The organism is Roseateles koreensis (genome assembly GCF_028595305.1).
In the GTDB taxonomy this organism is placed as follows: Bacteria; Pseudomonadota; Gammaproteobacteria; order Burkholderiales; family Burkholderiaceae_C; genus Paucibacter_A; species Paucibacter_A koreensis.
This window is the reverse complement of record NZ_JAQQXS010000002.1, coordinates 189,404-206,723: the sequence shown is the minus strand read 5'-3', so window position 1 is coordinate 206,723 and position 17,320 is coordinate 189,404. Positions and strand designations below refer to the sequence as shown.

At 59.1% G+C, this 17,320-nt stretch carries 16 protein-coding genes; 3 read left to right on the top strand and 13 right to left on the bottom strand.

Annotated elements, in window-relative coordinates; translation table 11 throughout:
• Positions 1-3 precede the first annotated feature (3 nt).
• The 11 genes from PRZ01_RS02720 to PRZ01_RS02670 all read right to left on the bottom strand — a co-directional run bounded on the left by PRZ01_RS02720 (position 4) and on the right by PRZ01_RS02670 (position 12,204).
• Positions 4-948, bottom strand: a complete 945-nt coding sequence (locus PRZ01_RS02720) for a glycosyltransferase family 2 protein (protein ID WP_273595218.1) — start codon at positions 946-948, stop codon at positions 4-6.
• Positions 945-2,273, bottom strand: a complete 1,329-nt coding sequence (locus PRZ01_RS02715; protein ID WP_273595217.1) for a lipopolysaccharide biosynthesis protein — start codon at positions 2,271-2,273, stop codon at positions 945-947. The genes PRZ01_RS02720 and PRZ01_RS02715 overlap by 4 nt, the downstream gene beginning before the upstream one ends.
• Positions 2,274-2,276: 3 nt before the next feature.
• Entirely contained in the window at positions 2,277-3,314 is a 1,038-nt protein-coding gene (locus PRZ01_RS02710) for a GDP-mannose 4,6-dehydratase (RefSeq protein WP_273595216.1), read from the bottom strand.
• Positions 3,311-4,228 (bottom strand): NAD-dependent epimerase/dehydratase family protein, encoded by a 918-nt coding sequence (locus tag PRZ01_RS02705; RefSeq protein ID WP_273595215.1) that lies wholly within the window; start codon positions 4,226-4,228, stop codon positions 3,311-3,313. The genes PRZ01_RS02710 and PRZ01_RS02705 overlap by 4 nt, the downstream gene beginning before the upstream one ends.
• Before the next feature lie 22 nt (positions 4,229-4,250).
• Entirely contained in the window at positions 4,251-5,615 is a 1,365-nt protein-coding gene (gene rfbH / locus PRZ01_RS02700; protein ID WP_273595214.1) for a lipopolysaccharide biosynthesis protein RfbH, read from the bottom strand.
• Entirely contained in the window at positions 5,612-6,697 is a 1,086-nt protein-coding gene (gene rfbG, locus PRZ01_RS02695) for a CDP-glucose 4,6-dehydratase (protein ID WP_273595213.1), read from the bottom strand. The genes rfbH and rfbG overlap by 4 nt, the downstream gene beginning before the upstream one ends.
• A 2-nt stretch (positions 6,698-6,699) precedes the next feature.
• Positions 6,700-7,473 (bottom strand): glucose-1-phosphate cytidylyltransferase, encoded by a 774-nt coding sequence (gene rfbF, locus PRZ01_RS02690; protein ID WP_273595212.1) that lies wholly within the window; start codon positions 7,471-7,473, stop codon positions 6,700-6,702.
• 18 nt (positions 7,474-7,491) lie between these two features.
• Positions 7,492-8,487 (bottom strand): FAD-binding oxidoreductase, encoded by a 996-nt coding sequence (locus PRZ01_RS02685; RefSeq protein ID WP_273595211.1) that lies wholly within the window; start codon positions 8,485-8,487, stop codon positions 7,492-7,494.
• A gap of 55 nt (positions 8,488-8,542) precedes the next feature.
• Positions 8,543-8,878 carry a MarR family EPS-associated transcriptional regulator gene (locus tag PRZ01_RS02680; protein WP_273595210.1) on the bottom strand — a complete coding sequence of 112 codons (336 nt, stop codon included), beginning with the start codon at positions 8,876-8,878 and terminating at the stop codon, positions 8,543-8,545.
• Positions 8,879-8,967: 89 nt separating this feature from the next.
• Entirely contained in the window at positions 8,968-10,122 is a 1,155-nt protein-coding gene (locus PRZ01_RS02675) for a Wzz/FepE/Etk N-terminal domain-containing protein (protein WP_273595209.1), read from the bottom strand.
• A gap of 63 nt (positions 10,123-10,185) precedes the next feature.
• Positions 10,186-12,204 carry an SLBB domain-containing protein gene (locus PRZ01_RS02670; RefSeq protein ID WP_273595208.1) on the bottom strand — a complete coding sequence of 673 codons (2,019 nt, stop codon included), beginning with the start codon at positions 12,202-12,204 and terminating at the stop codon, positions 10,186-10,188.
• A gap of 135 nt (positions 12,205-12,339) precedes the next feature.
• Between PRZ01_RS02670 and PRZ01_RS02665 the strand changes: the two genes are divergently transcribed.
• Together PRZ01_RS02665 and PRZ01_RS02660 are read left to right on the top strand one after the other, a co-directional pair.
• The gene (locus PRZ01_RS02665; RefSeq protein WP_273595207.1) at positions 12,340-13,500 is read left to right on the top strand and encodes an MraY family glycosyltransferase; all 1,161 of its coding nucleotides are present in this window, start codon (positions 12,340-12,342) and stop codon (positions 13,498-13,500) included.
• A gap of 14 nt (positions 13,501-13,514) precedes the next feature.
• A complete protein-coding gene (locus tag PRZ01_RS02660) occupies positions 13,515-14,999 on the top strand; it encodes a DEAD/DEAH box helicase (protein WP_409993794.1) in 1,485 nt (494 codons plus the stop codon).
• 117 nt (positions 15,000-15,116) lie between these two features.
• Here PRZ01_RS02660 and PRZ01_RS02655 read toward each other — a convergent pair whose 3' ends face one another.
• Both PRZ01_RS02655 and PRZ01_RS02650 read right to left on the bottom strand, forming a co-directional pair.
• Complete coding sequence (locus PRZ01_RS02655; RefSeq protein ID WP_273595206.1) at positions 15,117-15,884, bottom strand: SAM-dependent methyltransferase; 768 nt, start codon at positions 15,882-15,884, stop codon at positions 15,117-15,119.
• Positions 15,881-16,531, bottom strand: a complete 651-nt coding sequence (locus tag PRZ01_RS02650) for a Maf family nucleotide pyrophosphatase (protein ID WP_273595205.1) — start codon at positions 16,529-16,531, stop codon at positions 15,881-15,883. The genes PRZ01_RS02655 and PRZ01_RS02650 overlap by 4 nt, the downstream gene beginning before the upstream one ends.
• 44 nt (positions 16,532-16,575) lie before the next feature.
• Here PRZ01_RS02650 and PRZ01_RS02645 point away from each other — a divergent pair, with 44 nt between their 5' ends.
• The gene (locus PRZ01_RS02645) at positions 16,576-17,136 is read left to right on the top strand and encodes a YceD family protein (protein WP_273595204.1); all 561 of its coding nucleotides are present in this window, start codon (positions 16,576-16,578) and stop codon (positions 17,134-17,136) included.
• Positions 17,137-17,320 lie beyond the last annotated feature (184 nt).

Genomic DNA, 17,320 nt, shown 5'->3' with positions numbered 1-17,320 from the left:
GTATCATGCGAAGCTTAAGCGGAGATGGCGTAAAAACCAATTTATAAAGAATAGAAAATTAAATTTTGTAGTTATGGGCTCTGGATAAAAATCTCTCACACCGAGAATGCCGTACGGTCGGCCATCGAAACGCCTAAGGTGCATCCAAAGCAAAGAGTTTAATTTTGATTGGAGTTGTTTATTCCCTGCGTGTTGATGTACGAAGTAGGCCCGAACTATGTCGTAATGCAAAATTAGGCGCCCCCCTCCCGATTTTGTCGATATCGAATCTTCATGATCGCGAAATAATGCAAGTGGTTCGTTTATCGTGGCGAACTTCGGGTAGTCATTGGCTGTCAGCAGAAATAGCAAAAAATCGATGCCGATCCCATGTTGGCTGAAATCACTGCCTATCGAGTTAGGAACATTGTCCCGGAGGTTTTTTGCAAGATCACGGGTTCTGAAGATTGCACAGCCTGGTGAATATGGATAGTGCTCCCCAAGTAGTGCGCCCTCAATGAACTTCCAGCAATGATGACTACCTGTCGGTAAATGGTTGTAAAACTCTCGGGACTGATCGGCAGGAATTTTGTCGTTGAAGATTAGTGCCGACGTATATACAAAACCAACCTCGGTTGACTCCAAATAGGGTACGCAGCGAGTCAAGAATTCAGGTGAAATCAGATCATCTGACCAAAGAATTTTTCCGTAAATCCCCTTCGCATGACGAACGCATTCGATCCAGTTGCGCACCGGACCCAAGTTGCTGTCATTTCGAAAGACTCGAACTCGCGTGTCAGTTCGAGCGACTTCTTGAATTTCGTGCCAGGTGTTGTCGGTGCTTGCGTTGTCCACCACAATCACTTCAATGGCTGGATAGGTCTGAGCTAAGGCAGATCGAATAGCTTGGCCGATGAGGCCGGCGCGGTTATAGGCAGGAATCAGGATACTTACGAGAGCTGCGCTCATACATGGTTCTTCTTGACTAGCTGTAGAGCCTTGAGCGGCCCAAGAATGGAAAATAAACTGAGTGACACCAACGTACCTAGTAATAGGCCGGAAATACCCAATTCAAATTTCACAGTGAAAAGGTAGGTCGCGGGAATATTGATCAAGCCGGCAATAATTGCAGAAAACATTTGTAGCTTTGTGTCACCTATGCCGTTGAGGAAATACGCGAAGATGTTGCTCCAGCAACTGAATGCAGTTACTGCGGCAAACAGAAGATAGAATCCCAGCGAAGCGGCTTGAGAACTTCCCAGCCATTTTGAAACCAGCCATGGCGCAATCCATGCCATTACGAGGCAACTGGCGACGACCGGTAACATCATTTGCACTAGGCGAATCAGGCTGCGGCGAATCCACTCCATTTCTTTACGCTCATAAGCCTGTGTGAAACTTGACCACAGTGTTCCCATGATTAATGTGTGAATCATGGTAATTAAAGAAAATAGCTTAAAACCGGCATCGTAGATGACGACACTTTCAGGTCCGAGCAGTGTGCTCGCCATCAAGCGCGATGTAGTGAAAATCACTAAGGCAGCCAGTTGAACCACGAACAACCGAAGGCCGAAGTTCATGATTGAGGCTCGCCGCGTGCGGTCAAAGGACGCGCGCCTGGGTGTGTAATGCGGATATGCTGAAAAAAACCTTGCAATCAGCCAGAGATTGCTTGCGACAACAGCAACTAGGTAAAGCAAGGCGATGTGAGCCATGCTTGTCCACGAGAACCATTTCGCCAAGGCCAATAGCGCTAAAAAAAGTACATTGGTACCCAGCGAAAAGAGTGAGAAGGCAGAGGCCTTTTCTAAGGCGGCAAACACACTTTGTATGTAGCCCAAACCGAACGACAAGCATGCACAAGTTAGAACCAGCCAAAGCGCGCCGCCCGCATCTACTCCCTTGAAGACATTTTGCTCAAGCCATTGCTGCGCCGGTGTGAGGGTCAAAGCCAGCGCCGACAACGCAAACAAGCTGGCCGAAACGACCATGACGTACCACCATCCGGTGGTAACAGCTTGCCGTACGTTGTTTGGATTGTTGCTTGCTACTGCACGTGCGATCTCGTTGCGGGCGCCCGCAGAAACTCCTAGGTCGAACAATGAGATCCATTGAAGCACTGACAACAAAACTAGCCAGACGCCAAACTGCCGCGAGCCCATTAAGGTCAACATCATCGGGGTAGCCATCATGGTGGCGGCCACAGACCCAAAGCGTAAAACGATGCCAAAGCCGGCTTGCTGCACCACCCGTCGCGAACGGGAGCGACTGCTTTCGGTTATCACGCCACTCACGGCTCAGGCGCTACGGGAAATCATGTCTTCTACCCATGCCAACATTTTGGCAACACCTGTGGTGGCCGAGACCTCAGGCGTCCATCCGCCCAGGTGGGTAGTGGCCTTTGAAATATCCGCCACAAACACCCGCTGATCACTTTCCCGTGGGGGCAAGTGGCGGTATTGCAGCGGCTGCCCAATCTCGTCTTCGAGCAGCTTGAACAACTCCAGCAGCGAGAGGCTGTTGTCAATACCGCCGCCAATGTTGAAGGCCTGGCCGGCGGCGGCATCGATGTGCTTGAGTGCAGCGTAGTACAGCGACACCATGTCTTCGGCGTGCAGTACGTCGCGCACTTGCTTGCCGTTGCCGGAGATGGTGAAGGGCTCGGTGCGCTTGCCGGCCCGGGTCTCGGCGGCCATTTGGCAGAACCAGCCGATCCAGCCTTGGTCGGCGGTGGCAAATTGGCGGCCGCCGTACATGGAGGAATGGCGGAACACTACGGTATTCAGGCCGAAGATGCGGTGGTAGTCGCGCAGGTATTGGTCGGCTGAGCCTTTGGAGCAACCATAGGGCGAATGAAAGTCCAGCGGGGTGCTTTCATCAAAGCCCCGGGGGTGGTCGGTGCAGATGTAGCGGGTGGCGGTTTCTTCAAAGGCGTATTGCTCCAGATCGCCGTAGACCTTGTTGGTGGATGAGTAGACGACCGCCGCCTTGGGGACGTGTTGCCGCACGGCCTCCAACACGTTCAATGTGCCCAGCGCGTTCACTTCGAAGTCCATGCGCGGGTCGGCGATGGAGGTGGTCATGGCCACCTGGCCCGCAAGGTGGAAGATGGCGTCGGGCTTGATGCGCTGGATCAGGCGTTGCACATCGTTGGCGTTGCGGATGTCGCCATGCACGAATTCAAAACGACCCTGTTTGCGCAGCCATTCCAGGTTGCTTTGCGAGCCCTGGCGATACAGGTTGTCGAACACGCAGAGGTCAATGCCTTGTTCAATCGCGTGGGCGGCCAGGTTGCTGCCCAGAAAGCCGCAGCCGCCGGTGATGAGGAGTTTCATGGGTGAGTTTCTCTCGCTGTTGCTGGGCTGTGTTCAAGCGTGTGTCGCAGCCCGGATTCAAGGTCAAAGGCGGGGCGCCAGCCGAGTTCGCCCAATCGGGTGGTGTCGGCCACGCAATGCATGGCCTCGTTGGCGCGGTAGGGCACGGCGCCGAAGTCCAGTAGCGTGTCGGCAAGGGTGAGTTGCTTGGCCAGTTCTGCAAAGTCGCGCACCCGCGGGGCGAGGCCCGATCCGACGTCGATGGTGTCAGTTGGCGCAAAGCTGCGGTGCTGCTGCAGGATGCAATCGTAGGCGCTGACCACATCGGCCACATGGATCATGTCGCGCCGCTGCTCGCCAGGCGTGAGTGCCAAGCGCGCTTCGTTGCGGCGGCAGCTCTCCAGAATGTGCGTGGTGAACTTGCTGCGGTCATCGCCCGGGCCATACATCTGCTGCAGGCGAATGTTGATGAACTGCAAGGCCGCCGGATGTTGCTCAGCCAGCGCCGCCCCCCAGTGTGAGAACTGGGTTTTGCTGAGCGCGTAGAGGCTGACCTCCGGCGCTAGCACCGTGCCGGTGTTCAGAAAGGTGCAAGGCGGGTCGGCCTTGTTCAGGCGCAACACGCCTTCGAGCAAGGCCATGCCGAAGCGAACATTGGCATCCAAAACATTCAAGGCGGTTTCGCCCAGGCGCCCGTAGGTGCAGGCGGTGTGGACGACGGCTTCGGGGGCGAAGGATTCGACCAAGCCCGGCAGTTCGTCCTGGCCCTGTACCCGCACCCATTGGACATGTCGAGTATGGGGCAGCAGGGCCGCTATGCGCCAAGTGTGTGATGCGGGCCGTAGGGGCAGCATCAACACATGACCCTGGGCGTGCCAATGGTGGGCCAGCGCGCTGCCGAGAAAGCCCGTGGCGCCGGTCAGGAGAATCCGCATATCCGTTGCGTCCTTGGGACGATCAGAAATTCAGGCCGAAGAATTCTTCCAGCTTGTCGGCAATGTAGTCCAGCTGCGGCTCGCCAAGCGCCGGGAAGGTGCCTAGCCAGAAGGTCTGGTTCATCACCACGTCGGTATTGACCAAACTGCCGCTGACGCGGAAGTTGCGGCCAATCATGTACGGCTGCTTGGTCAAATTGCCGGCGAAGAGCAAGCGCGTGGCGATCTTGTTCTGGTCCAGGAAGTTGATCAGGTCGGCACGCTGGATGCCGCTGCTGGCTTTCAGGATCAGCGGAAAGCCGAACCACGAAGGCTCTGAATCCGGCGTGGCTTCGGGCAGGTGCAAAAACTCTGTGCAGCCGGCCAGGCGGGCTTTCAAGTAGGCGAAGTTGGCCCGCCGTTTGGCGATGAACTCATCCACGCGGTCCATTTGCGCCAAGGCGCAGGCGGCCTGCATATCGCTGATTTTGAGGTTGTAGCCGAGGTGGCTGTAGGTGTATTTGTGGTCGTAGCCCTGAGGCAGATCACCCAGTTGCCAGCAGAAGCGCTTGTCGCAGGTGTTGTCTTTGCCGGGGGGGCAGTAGCAGTCGCGGCCCCAGTCGCGGAAGGACTCCGCAATCAGCTTGAGTTCAGCGTTATTGGTAAACACCGCACCGCCTTCACCCATGGTGATGTGGTGCGCGGGGTAGAAGCTCAAGGTGCCGATGTCGCCAAAGGTGCCCACCATCTGCCCCTTGTAGGTGGCGCCCAGCGCGTCGCAGCAGTCTTCTACCAGCCACAAGTTGTACTTCTTGCACAGGGTGGTGACCACGTCGAGGTTGAAGGGGTTGCCCAGCGAGTGCGCGAGCATGATGGCCTTGGTTTTGGGCGTGATGGCTGCCTCGATCAGGCTGGCGTCGATATTGTGGGTGGCGAGATCCACGTCCACAAAAACCGGCACCGCGCCGAATTGCAGAATCGGGTTCACCGTGGTCGGAAAGCCCGCTGCCACGCCAATGACTTCATCTCCCGGCTTGATGGCGCGCTCGCCCAGGCGCGGGCTGGTGAGAGTCGAGAAGGCGACAAGATTGGCGGAGGAGCCCGAGTTCACCGTGATCAAGTACTTCACGCCCAAAAAGCCGGCCAGGCGCTGCTCAAACGCGGTGTTGAAGCGGCCCGTGGTGAGCCAGCCGTCCAGCGACGCTTCGACCATCAACTGCAATTCTTTGGCACCAATGACCTTGCCCGAGACCGGCACCGCACTCACGCCCGGCACGAACGGTTTGGGTGCGTGGGCGATGTCGGCGTATTGCTGCACCAGCTCACTGATCTGGCTGCGCAGCTTGTCAAGTTGGGGGTTGAAGGCGATGGGGGCCACGGTGGTGGTGGCGGTGGTGTTCGTGCTCATGCGGACTCGGAATATTGAGAAATTTGTTTCAGGCACAGGGCGTGCATGTCTTGGCCAGCACGCCAGGCCTGGTGCCATTCGATGATGTGGGAGAGCGTGGCTTCCAGTGACCAGCGCGGCGCCCAGTGCAGGCGCTGGCGTGCTTTGGAGATGTCCAGCTTCAGAAAGTGGGCCTCGTGCGGGTGCTCGCCGGGTTGCAACTCCCAGCGCGCTGGCGTGCCGGTTTTTGCCCAATCGGCGCACATGCGTTCGACAATCCATTGCACCGGTTTGGCGTCTTCGTCACGCGGACCGAAGTTCCAACCCTCGGCCGCCAACTGCCCTTGCTCGAACAATTGCTCGGCCAGCAGCAAATAGCCAGACAGGGGTTCCAGCACATGCTGCCAGGGGCGGATCGCGTGCGGGTTGCGGATCTGCACCGGCCGGCCTTGCTCCAACGCCTGCAAGATATCGGGCACCAAGCGGTCGGCAGCCCAGTCGCCTCCGCCGATCACATTGCCGGCGCGTGCCGTGGCCAGCGCAATGCCCGCCTTCGCCATGAAAGACTTGCGGTAGGCGCTGCTCACCAACTCTGCGCAGCCCTTGCTGTTGGAGTAGGGGTCGTGGCCGCCCATGGGTTCGTCCTCACGGTAGCCCCAGACCCACTCGCGGTTTTCGTAGCATTTGTCGGTGGTGATGTTGACAATGGCTTTGGCGCTGCCCACGGTACGCGCGGCCTCCAGCACATGTACGGTGCCCATCACATTGGTGGCATAGGTGGCCACCGGCTCGCTGTAAGACAAGCGCACCAGCGGCTGCGCCGCCATGTGGATGATGACTTCCGGCTGAACCGCGGTCATGCAAGCCCGCACGGTTTCGTAGTCACGAATATCGCCAATCGTGCTGCCCATGCCGGCGCCCACGTTTGCTTCGGTGTACAGATTGGGTTCAGTCGGCGGGCTCAGCGCCAGCCCATGCAGATTCGCGCCCAGGGATTGCAGCCACAGACTCAGCCAGCTGCCCTTGAAGCCCGTATGCCCGGTGACCAGCACGCGCTTGCCGCGCCAGAAGTCGGGGTTGATGGGTTGAGAGTTGTTGTTCACGCTCACTTCCACATCTTCCAGGGCGCCTTGCCCGAGGCCCACAACTCCTCCAGCAAATGCTTGTCTCGCAAGGTGTCCATCGGCTGCCAGAAACCTTGGTGCTCGTAGGCCATCAATTGCTCGTCGGCGGCGAGACCGGTCAGGGGTTCTTGTTCCCACACGTCTTGGTCGCTCGAAAGGTACTTTAATACCTCTGGCTTGAGGACGAAGAAGCCCCCATTGATCACCGCGCCATCGCCCTTGGGCTTCTCTTTGAAGCTCATCACCTGCTGGTTGCGAATATCCAGTGCACCGAACCTTCCGGGAGGTGCAGTTGCCGTCAAGGTTGCCGCCTTGCCATGGGCGCGATGAAAAGCAATGGTGGCCGAGATGTCGATGTCACCCACGCCGTCACCATAGGTGAAGCAGAAGTCCTCTTCATCGCGTACGTATTCTGCTACCCGGCGTAATCGACCGCCTGTCATTGATTCGTCGCCAGTGTCAACCAAGGTCACCTTCCAAGGTTCCGCGCGCTTGTGATGCACGTCCATGCGGTTCTCGCGCATGTCGAACGTTACGTCAGACATGTGCAGGAAGTAGTTGGCAAAGTATTCCTTGATCACATAGCCCTTGTAGCCACAGCAAATCACGAAGTCGTTCACTCCATGCTGTGAGTACATTTTGAGGATGTGCCACAGAATCGGCTTGCCGCCAATTTCCACCATGGGCTTGGGCCGGGTGGCGGTTTCTTCGCTGAGCCGGGTACCTAGGCCACCGGCCAAAATGACTGCTTTCATGTGTGAAGTCCTTCCAAATCAGTTGGTGGCGGAGCAGACAAACGCGTCGGAATGGAACTGCCCATCCGGCAAACCGGCCGACGCCAGCAACAATTTCGCACTGTTGATCATGGCATCGGAGCCGCAGGCAAATACCAGGGTTTCATTCAGCAACGGTTGCGAGGCCAGAAATACTTCCTGCACATGGCCGCGCGCGCCAGTCCAATCAGCATTCGCCCGAGAAAGTACCGGCACAAAGCGCAGAGGGACATCGGGCACCGCAACATCAAAATAGATATCAGCAGGAAGCCGCCCCCCCCAATACACCGTGGCCGATCGTGGTTTGAAGGGGCTTTCCAGTTCGGCGAGTTGCTCAAGAATTGCCTTGACGGGAGCAATACCCGTGCCTGTCGCCAGGAAAACAAGGTCCTTGCTAGCTGATTCCCGCAGGAAGAATGTACCCAGCGGGCCGTTCAGACGGAGCAAGTCGTTCACCTTCGCTTCAGTGAACCAGTACCTGCTCATCGCGCCGCCTTCGACTTCGCGGATATGAAGCTCAAGCAACTTGTCCGCACTGGGCGCATTGGCCACGGAGTAGCTGCGGCGGACACCATTGCCGCCAATGATGTCGATATATTGGCCCGGTCGGTATTGGAACTTTGTTGACGGCGGCAGACGAAGTAAAACCTTCATGACGTCGGCAGCCAACCGGTCGAGCGAATGAATTCGGCAGGGCAGGGTCAGGGCGGGCGCCAGCGGCCATTGGCTCAAATCTTCGACTTCAATTTCTATGTCGGAGTCGGCGTGGCGCACACAGGTCAGAATCCAGCCGGCATCTATTTCAGCTGTCGTGAGGCCTTGTTCGTCCGCAATAGCCGAAGTGGCGCCGCGCCGAATTCGCCCTTTGCAGGAGCTGCATCGTCCGGTGCGGCAGCTGTATCCCAAGGCAATGTTTTGCCGAAGTGCGCCCTCCAGCAACGTTTCATCGCTCCGGATTTCAAATTGCTTGCCGCTGGATGTGGTGACGACGGGCATTTCATTTCAGCCGAATTCGGCGGGTTTCATTTTGGTGTTTACGGACAATCAAAGGCTATTCGCCGGCTTGTTCTTGCAAAGCCTCTTGGCGCAAGGCAGAGATTTCTTTCTGTAGGCGTTCGAACTCACGTTCCTTGCGTTCCAAAAAAGCCTTTGCCAAACCTACCTTTGCACTCACCCCACTCGGTGTCAGCAAATAGGCGTAAGCCCATTTGTTATCAGCCCGCTTGAAGTTGTTGGCCTTGACCCAACCCTTTTCGATAACCGCACGCAAGCAGAAATTCACTTTGCCGACGCTGATGCCCAAGCGTGCAGCCAGGTCGCGTTGGTTGGTGCTGTTCAATTCTTCTATCTTGCGCAGCAGTTCGTAGTCGAGATCATCGCCTTGCATGAGCGTCCTGTGAGTTGCATATGTTCACTGCATGAACGGACTCGACTCTACCATGGGAGGGCTTGGTCTCGCGGTTGGCCAAAGGGGGGTCAGACGCCCAATTTTTCAGTGTCCTCGCGGCGGGTTTTGGCCTCGCGCCAGAAATGGCGACTCAGCAAGCCGATGACCAAAACAAAGAATGCGGCAAAGGTGAATGAAATCGCCATCAAGGCGCGTTTGGGCTTGCTCTTGTACTCTGCTGGCGTGGCCACGTCGACAACTTGAATCAGCGCGCCTTCGCGGCTTTCGTCCAGGCGGGCCATCTCGAACTGCTTGGAGAACAGCTCGAACAAGGTTTCTTGGTATTTGTATTCGCGGTAACGGCTGATGTAGTCGGAGTCGTTCTTGGGGTCACGGTTCGAACCCTCCAACTTGGCGAGTTGGGATTTCAGTGCGCCCAGCAATGATTCTTGCTGTTGGATTTCAGGTGCGGTGTCGGCCAAGCCGCGGCGCATGGTTTGAAGTTTGACTTCCGCCGAAGTCGCTTGGGCTTTGAGAGTGGCATAGCCCTCAGCCGCGGCCTTGGGCTCGGCTTTCAAGGCGCCAGGGTTGAAGCCGCTGCTTTGCAGGATTTGCTGGGCTTCCACCAACTTGAGTTGAGTGCGTTTCAACTCAGCTTCAAAAAAAGCACGGCGTTGTTGGGCTTCGGTCAACGCTAACTCGGAGGTCAAACGGCGCAATTCGGCCACATGCTGGTTGGCCATGTCGGCGGCCACTTGGGGGTTTTTAGCATCCACTTCAACGCTGATCAACCCATCTTTTTTGCCCAGCGAAATGCGAACGTTTTGCTCTAACTCCTTGCGAGCCTGGAAGCGGTATTTGGCCTCGTAGGCCTCCATCAACTTGAAGCGGTCAATGATGCGGTCTTCGACATTGACGCTCTGCATCAGCGAAACGTATTGATCCGCCGGGCTTTTGATGCCAGCCATGCCGCCCGCCAAGCCTGAAAGAGCGCCTAGCGAAGCGAGGGCGGAGGCTGCCGAGCTTTGCTGCTGTTGTGGCGGCAGAAAGGTGGTTTTGGCGGTGAAAGTGGGGGCGATAAGGTAGCTCGCACCAAAGGCGACTGCACCGACCGCGACGGGGGCTGCAAGCAGCAGGCGCCAGCGACTGGCCAGGATGGTCAGCAGGTCCAGCATGTCAATCCCTTCATTCTCAGGCAGGTCGAAGGGGTCGAGTGGGTCTTGGTTTGTGTTGTTTTGGCTCACGCGCAGTGGCTCCGCAGTGTCGGCTGGGTTGAGATCTGAATGAGATCTAAAGTGGACCAGCGCTTAGTTCTTGATGGTCTTCAACGCCGCAGCACCCAGGCCAAACTGGTACAAGATCTGCGTCCACTCTTTGGCGTCTTGCATGAAGGTGGACTTGTTCATTTCTTCGGGCACAAACACGGTGTCGCCGGGGAGGGCGGGCAGGCCTTCAAGGCCACCGCCGCCGAGGATCCAGCCGGACTTTTGGCGAGCGCTCACCACGCTGCCGTTGGCGCGCAGCACGAAGATGCTGCCGGTGTCGGCGCCGCGGGTGGGACCACCGGCCAGTTTGAGGAAGTCAGTGACCGAGCTGCTATCGGCATAGAGATAACTGCCGCCATTGAAGACGCTGCCGAACACGCCCACGGTGTTGGGGCGGCTGGGGATCAGCAGGCGGTCGCCATCTTCAAGTGCCAGCTCAGGCAGGGTCTTGGTGCTGGGGTTGAGTTGCAGCACGATGCGGCCCGTGGGTTTGACAGCGCGCAGGCGTTCGATCAGGCGGTTGGAGCCTTGGGCTTTTGAACTTTGAATGGCGGCGTCGTCGGCGCTCAGTGCTTTTTGGGTGGCGCTGGTGCGGGTCAGCTCGGTTTCGAGGTCACGCAGGGCGCGTTCATAGTTTTCTTGCTGCGTGATGCGCACGCTTTCCCGGCTGAAGTCGGTGCCAAAGACGTAGGCGCCTGGCGTCAGGCCGCCGGCTGCCTTGATGGCGTCGGCCAGGCTGCTGTTGGCAGGCAGGATGAACTCGCCGGGGCGTTGCACTTCGCCTTCCACCTTGACGCGTTTGCTTTGTCGGGCTTGCGGCAGCGAGGCTTCAACGGCGCTGAAGGCTCGCAGCACGTCGCCGTTGCGGGGTTTGTCTTTGCCTTGTTGGGGTAGCTTGAGTTCAATCACACGTACGTCGTTACGGGTGTCTAGCTGCTCGACGGTGAGGCGGCTGCGGTCGGCCACGGCGGTGAAACCACCTGCCATGGCGAGCACATCGTCCAGGGTGTCTTGGGGTTTGAGCTCGAAGATGGCGGGCTTGTTGACGCTGCCGATCAAGGCAATCTGTGGCCCCACGGCGCCGATGTGGATGACGTCTTCGGCCTGCAGCGTGCGGTCGGCGGACTTGTCGCCTTTGATCAGCAGGTCGTAGAAGTCAAATGTGCTGACCGTTTTGCCGTTGCGGCGCAATTCGATCTGCCGGAAGCTGCCCGCTGAAGAGGGGCCGCCTGCTTGCATCAAGGCATTGACCAGGGTCGACAAGCTGCTGAAGGTGTAGGCGCCGGGGCGCTGCGTGAATCCGGTGACGTAAACCCGGATGCTGCGCAATTTACCCAGTGAGGCACTGAGCTTGTAGTTGCGAAAGACCTGGCTCACGCGTTGATCGATGGAGGGCGCCAGATCTGCGTAGCGCAGACCGGCCACCATGACGGGGCCGACGCGGGGCAGGGTGATGCGGCCGCTGCGGTCGACGCTCAGGCGAAGGTCAGCCTCGACCGAACCCCACAAGGTGACTTGAACCTCATCGCCGACGCTGATCACATAGTCTTGCGGAATTTGGCTGCTGGCTTCTTGTCCCATGCCGGTACGGCCGTTGGGGCTCATCAACTCGGCGCCGAAGCGGCGGATGTATTGGTTGCTGCCGGCAGCGGTTTGAACATAACGCTCAAAGTCGCTGGCGGCGAAGCGGCTCATATCCCCGCCGACTCGTCCCGCGTCGCTGTCGGGATAGCGTCGAGAGTTGGTGGTTGTGCTTGTGGTGGGCAAACCATCCGCGTTGTCGCTATTGTTGCCATTGCCTTGTGGGTCGTCGTTCTGCCGCCCGTAGCTGGCGTTGGCGCCGCCATTCGTTTGCAGGCGTACGGGGCCGCTGTTGTCATTGGCTGGGTCGGTGCTGCCCGCCGCCAGGGCGGACGTGGTGAGCAGCAGCGTCTGGGCGGCCGCCAGGGCCATCAAGGTGAAGGAACTCGCCTTGTGCGTTGGGAAGTGGGCGGCCGTTTGTGGGGCTGGGTTGCCGTGGGGGTTCGACAAGAAGGCTTCTCGAAACTCGCTCAATTTCATGGACGCTCGCTCAATGTTGTTTTTTGTCGGCAGTCGCCGAGTCTAGCTCGGTGTGGCAGGCCAACGCGGCGGATTCTAGCCCCGGCGGGTGGGGGATCAGTAGGAACCCTTGGGCGTGATGGATACACTGCGCCCATGACCTATTTTTTCGTGCCATTTTTTGTTGCCGCCGTGGTGACTTTGCTGGTGATCCATTTCACCCGAGGTGAAGGCCATTTGTCGGCGGACGGGGATCTCTCTGGCCCGCAAAAATTTCATATCAAGCCGGTGCCTCGCATAGGGGGGGTGGGCCTTTTTGTGGGTTTATTGGCCGGTGTGGTCCTGGCGTATCAGCAAGGCTTGGTCAGTGCCCAGTTGGGGGGCTTGCTGCTGCTGTGCGGGCTGCCGGCTTTTGCCGCAGGTTTGACTGAAGACCTGACCAAAAAAGTTTCCCCGGGCAAGCGTTTGCTGGCCACCATGGTGTCAGCAGCGTTGGCTTTTTACATCTTGGACGGAAAAATTACCCGCACTGACATTTGGGGCCTGGATTGGTTGGTGGGCATGCCCTTGGGCGCCTTGGCCGCCACCGTGTTCACGGTGGCAGGCGTGGCGAACTCGGTGAACATCATTGACGGTTTTAATGGCCTGTCTGCCATGTGCGTGACCCTGATGTTGTTGGTGTTTGCGTATGTAGCCTACCAAGTGGGTGATGCGGAGTTGGCCCTGTGGGCCCTGGCGGGCGTGGGCGCGGTGCTGGGATTTTTTGTCTGGAACTTTCCGGCGGGCCTGATCTTTCTCGGCGATGGCGGAGCGTATTTCATTGGCTTTTTCTTGGCCGAAATCGGCATTTTGCTGATTGCGCGTCACCCTCAGGTGTCGCCGCTGTTTCCTTTGATGGTGTGCATTTACCCGGTGTTCGAAACCTTGTTCTCGATTTACCGGCGGCGGTTCATTCGTGCCACACCACCGGGTTTGCCCGACGGCATTCACCTGCACTCCTTGATTTACCGTCGTTTGATGCGTTGGGCGGTGGGCGCCCGTGACGCCCGCGCCATGACCCGGCGCAACTCCATGACGGCGCCATATTTGTGGACGTTGTGCCTGACCTCGCTCATCCCGGCGCTGTTGTTCTGGGATTCAAGCCCGATGCTGATGGCGTGCATGGTGGTGTTTGGTGCCCTGTATGTGGGCTTGTACTGGCGCATTGTGCGTTTCAAGACGCCGCGTTGGATGCGTATGCGCGGGGGCGTCAGTCGGCGTAGCAGCGCCGTTCGCATGCGGCCAAATCCGGGCAAACCCGAGGACTTTCGGACATAGCGGATAATCTCGGGATGACCGAAACCCAACACATGGAAGCCGCACCCGCGCGCTTCGACACTCTGCCGCTTGACGCCAAGCTGCTCCGCGCTGTCGCCGACTCAGGCTACGCGATGATGACGCCCATCCAGGCCAAGGCCATTCCTATTGTGTTGGAGGGGCGCGATGTCATGGGCGCAGCCCAGACCGGTACGGGCAAAACGGCCGCGTTTTCCATCCCGCTGTTACAGCGCATGCTCAAGCATGAAAATGCCAGCGCCTCACCCGCGCGCCATCCTGTGCGTGCGCTGGTTTTGGCGCCTACCCGTGAGTTGGCCGACCAAGTGGCCAACAACATCAAGGCCTACGCCAAGCACACGAATCTGCGGGTGACCTGCGTGTTCGGCGGCATCGACATGAAGCCGCAAACCCTGGTGCTCAAGGGGGGCGTCGAGGTCTTGATTGCCACGCCCGGACGCTTGCTGGACCACATTGAAGCCAAGAACTGCGTGCTCAATCAGGTTGAGTACGTGGTGCTGGACGAGGCGGACCGCATGCTGGACATCGGCTTCCTGCCCGATTTGCAGCGCATCCTGAGCTACCTGCCCAAGACGCGGCAGACCTTGCTGTTCTCGGCCACCTTCTCGCCGGAAATCAAACGCCTCTCGCAAAGTTATTTGCAAGAGCCGATTCTGGTGGAAGTGGCGCGGCCCAATGCCACAGCCACCAATGTCGAGCAGATTTTCTACAGCGTGGAAGACGACGACAAGCGCGGCGTTGTACGCAAGGTGCTGAAGGACCGCAGCATCACGCAGTCCATCGTGTTTGTGAACTCCAAGCTGGGCGCGGCGCGTCTGGCGCGTTCTTTCGAGCGTGATGGTTTGAGAACTGCCGCGCTGCACGGCGACAAGTCGCAAGACGAGCGTTTGAAGTCGCTGGAAGCTTTCAAGCGCGGTGAGGTTGATTTGCTGGTGGCCACCGATGTGGCTGCTCGCGGCCTGGACATTGCCGACTTGCCTGCGGTGTTCAACTTCGACGTGCCCTTCAACGCGGAAGATTATGTGCACCGCATCGGCCGCACCGGCCGCGCTGGCGCCTCTGGCATCGCGGTGACCTTGGTCACACGCTCGGATGCACGTTTGGTCGGCGATATCGAAAAACTGCTTAAACGCACCATCGATTTGCAAGCTATCGAGTTGGATGACGAGCGCCCGCGTCGCAGTGAACGTTATGGGGAGCGCGCTGATCGTGGCGATCGCAGCAGCCGCGCTTCGCGTGAGGGTGAGGGCAGTTATGCCGCGCCGGCGGCTTCCGCGCCCGCGCCGCGCCCCACTCACCGGCCTGCACGCGATGCGTTTTTTGACAAGCCTTACGAGGCCAGTGCCAGCACCGAGTTGCCCGCCTGGGACAAGGGCAGCACCGCAGCAGCCGCGCCGCGCGGCTTGTCGTCCAACATCAAGCCCAAACGCAAAGTGGCAGCCTTGTTTGGCGCCAAGCAGCCTGCGCCTGCTGAGTCCTGATCGGCACTTGGCTTCTTGAGGCGATGCCTCAGAGTCGCTGAGCAGTGCTTAGCGACGGCGTTTGAGAAAGAGAGGGGCTGGCAGCTTGGCCGGCCCTTTCGCTTTTTGTTTGTTCCGTCACGCCAGCAGTGCAAACACCGCCGGAATCTTGTCGGGCATGGATTCGCCTGAACTGCGCCATTCGGCCACCGTGGCGCTGCGTGTCCAGCCTTGCTCAAGGCTCAGGCCGCAGCTGATGGAGAGCCGCGTCTGTGGCTTCAAGCTGCTCAGCAATGCGTGCAGCAGGGCCGAGTTGCGGTAGGGTGTTTCGATCATCAGCTGGGTTTGTTGCTGGCGGGCCGACAAGGCTTCGAGCTCGCGGATGCGCGCGCTGCGGGCGGGGGCTTCGACTGGCAAGTAACCGACAAATGCAAAGCTTTGGCCATTCAACCCGCTGGCCGACAAGGCCATCAACAAGGCGCTGGGGCCGCTCAGTGGCAGCACCTCGACATCAGCGGCGTGAGCGGCGGCCACCAGTAAGGCGCCCGGGTCGGCTACCGCAGGCAGGCCGGCTTCAGAGATCAACCCCATGTCGTGCCCTGCCAGTGCCGGGGCCAGCAGGGCGTTCCAGGCCTGGTTCTGGTTGACCAGGTCGGCGGCCCGGCCCTTGGGTGGGCGGGGCAGCTCAGTGATGTTCAGCGTTTGCAGGGGTTGCTCCAGCGGGCAGATGGCGTCCACGCGCTTGAGAAAGAAACGGGTGGTCTTGGCGCTTTCGGCTGCCCAATAGTTCAAGCGTGCGGCGGTTTGAATCACGTGCAGTGGCAGCACGGTTTGCAGGTCGACAGCAGCGCCTTCGACGCCGAAGTCCAAGGTGTTGGGGATCAGGTAGAGGCGGCCTTTTTTCATGCGGTGGCTCCGGCCTGGGCGGCTGGTTTCAGTAGAGGGTCAAGGCCACCGGCGCGCAGCAGCTCACAGGTGCGGATCAATGGCAGGCCGATCAAGGCGGTGGGGTCGTCGGAGTGGATGGCTGCCAGCAGGCTGATGCCCAGGCCCTCGGACTTGGCGCTGCCGGCACAGTCGTAGGGTTGCTCGGCGAGCAGGTAATTTTCTATTTCAGCGGCAGACAAGGTGCGGAACTGCACGCGCACCGGGGCCAGGTCTTGCCGGGCGAAGTTGTTGGCGGCGCAAACCACGGCAACTGCGGTTTGAAACACCACCGTCTTGCCGCTCATGCGGCGGAGCTGCTCGCGTGCGCGCTCGTGGGTGCCAGGCTTGCCGATGGGTTCGCCCTCAAGATCGGCTACCTGATCGGAGCCGATCACCAGCGCCTCAGGGTGTTGTCGGGCCACCGCCCAGGCCTTGGCCAAGGCGAGCCGGGCGGCCAATGCGGCGGGTGTTTCGCCAGGCAAAGGGCTTTCATCCACGTCAGGAGCGCAGACCTCGAAAGGCAGGCCCAGGCGCTGCAACAGTTCACGCCGGTAGCGTGAGGTGGAGCCGAGAATCAGCGGGCGTACCGTTGAGGCGTTGGAGGGGGAGGGGGCGTCATCATGCATCGGGCGATTTTCGCATCGAGTGCGCTCGCCCTACACTTGAGCCCATGAAAGAACATGCATTCCTAGCGCGCAAACTCGACGTGGCAGCTTTTGCCCGTGAAGGCGCAACCCTGAGTGGCGAATGGCCGGCGCTTGAATTTGAGCGAGTGGCTGAGTTTGCCGCCCCCGAGGCGCCGGCCTCGACTTGGCCCCCCGTTCAATGGACCTTGACGGGCGAGCGGCGTGAACCCCGTGGCAGTGAGGCGCAAGTCTGGGTGTCGCTGGAGGCTTCGGCGCAAGTCAGCCTCACCTGCCAGCGCTGCTTGCAGCCGGTGCGGGAGCATTTGTCCATGTCGCGCTGGTACCGTTTTGCGCGCACCGAGTCTGAGGCGGCTGAGCTGGACGCAGAGAGCGACGACGACGTGTTGGTGCTGTCCCGCAGCCTGGATACTTTGGAGTTGGTGGAGGACGAGTTGCTTTTGTCCTTGCCCCTGGTGCCGCGCCATGAAGAATGCCCCCAACCCTTGCTGCCACCGGCCAGCGTCGTGACGTTGGAGGAGGCTTCTGAGGACGAGCGCCCGAACCCATTCGCGGCCTTGGCGGCGCTGAAAAAAGACAAGGGCTGAGCTTGCGGTGCCGGCCCTTGGCTTGAGTCTCTTGATGGCTCATGCTACAATCACGGGCTTTCCCCGGTTCGAGAGTCAAAAGCAGGCATGAATGCGGCAAGTGCGCGGCGTGCGCAGTGCTCATCAGTGGAGTAAATACACTCACTGTTTGGGCTCTGTGGTTCAGCGGCGAATTTGCAGTGTT